Genomic DNA, 1,462 nt, shown 5'->3' on the forward strand with positions numbered 1-1,462 from the left:
GACCCGGCCAAGGTGCGGCAGGCGCTGATGGGCGGCTTCGCGTCGTCGCGCATCCTGGAGGTTCACGGCGAGCGGATGATCGCCCGCAACTTCAATCCGGGCTTCCGGGTGGAGCTGCACCAGAAGGACCTGAACCTTGCGCTGTCCGGCGCCCGCGCGCTGGGGCTGTCGCTGCCCAATACCGCGACGTGCCAGGAGCTTTTCAACTCCTGCGCGGCACATGGGGGGTCGGCCTGGGACCATTCGGGCATGCTGCGGGCGCTGGAGATCGCCAGCAACTTCGAGGTCGGGCAGAAGGCGGAGTAAGGACCGGGGGAGGGCTCGACGCCCCCTCCCCTCTTCCATTCTTTTCCGGCAGGCGCGTCAGGTCACGGCGATCGGCGTTCCGCCGGACGCCGTGGCGCCTTTCAGCGCCATCGGGCTGAAGATGTAGACGAACTGGTATTTGCGGTCGGCGAGCAGGCCGTCGAAGATCAGGTTTTCGTGGTTGTGGATGCCGTGCTTGGTCTGAAGCTCGACATGCACCGGGAAGGCAAGGTTCTTGTCGGGGTTCGGCACGACTTCCACCGCCCAGGTGTCGGCGCCGGTCAGGCACAGGTCCTTCTCGATCACCCAGCGGGCGACTTCCAGGCCGATGCCGGGTTCGCCGGAATTGAAGCGGTCGTTGTTCTTCATCCAGAGCTGACCCCAGCCCGTGTTGAAGAAGATGGCGTCGCCGGGCCTGATGTTGTCCTCGCTCATGTTCTGGCGCTGGAAGGCGGCGCGGACATCGGCCAGGGAGATCTCCTCCCCCGCTTCCAGCATCCGGCCCTTCAGGCCGGCGATATCGGCCAGATGGCCGTTGGTGAACAGCGGCTTCAGCTTTTCGACGCCCAGCTTGTTGAGGCCGTAGGCGTTGGACATTTCCGCCATCGTGACGCCGTTGTAGAACCGCATGTCGTTGAGGTCGCCGGCCTTGCCGGTCTGCACGCCGATATGGCCCAACCCGTCGAACTGGGTGCCGATCTGGCCGATCTCCGCCGACACGAACTCGTCGTTGTAGACCATCTTGTTGTTGCCGAACGGACCGCCGGTCGGCGAACCGGGAATGCGGAGAGCGAAGACGCGGGCGCCGAACAGCGGCATGCCCGCCTCGTAGGTGCGGCCGATCTTGTAGATCTTGCCGTCGCGGATCGACTTGACGGCTTCCAGCACCTTGGCCGGGGTGATGTGGTTGGAAGCTCCGGCCTCGTCGCCGGCGCCCCATTTTGATGGCCACCACGTTTCGCCGGACGCGGAGCCGGAGGCGGCGCTGGCTCCGCCCGCCGTGGTCTGGGCTTGGGCGACGGCGATCGGAGCGGAGCCGAACTTGCCGAAGGCGGCGCCCGCCGCCGCCGCGGTGACCACGCCGGCGGTCTTCATGAAGGTCCGGCGTTCCGGCTGCTCGACGTCGGCGGCGGGTGTGCTGGAATCGTGTGGGGGT

2 protein-coding genes are annotated in these 1,462 nt (G+C 66.6%); one reads left to right on the forward strand and one right to left on the reverse strand.

The window, feature by feature from the left end; translation table 11 throughout:
* Nucleotides 1-306: NAD-binding protein (locus AC5JJ6_RS08925; RefSeq protein WP_496041695.1), on the forward strand; the 306-nt coding region annotated here is incomplete at its 5' end.
* Nucleotides 307-363: 57 nt separating this feature from the next.
* Here AC5JJ6_RS08925 and AC5JJ6_RS08930 read toward each other — a convergent pair.
* Nucleotides 364-1,462, reverse strand: a 1,099-nt coding sequence (locus tag AC5JJ6_RS08930; protein ID WP_496041696.1) for a cyclase family protein, incomplete at its 5' end; no start/stop codon positions are given.

This window comes from Skermanella sp. (assembly GCF_059503625.1).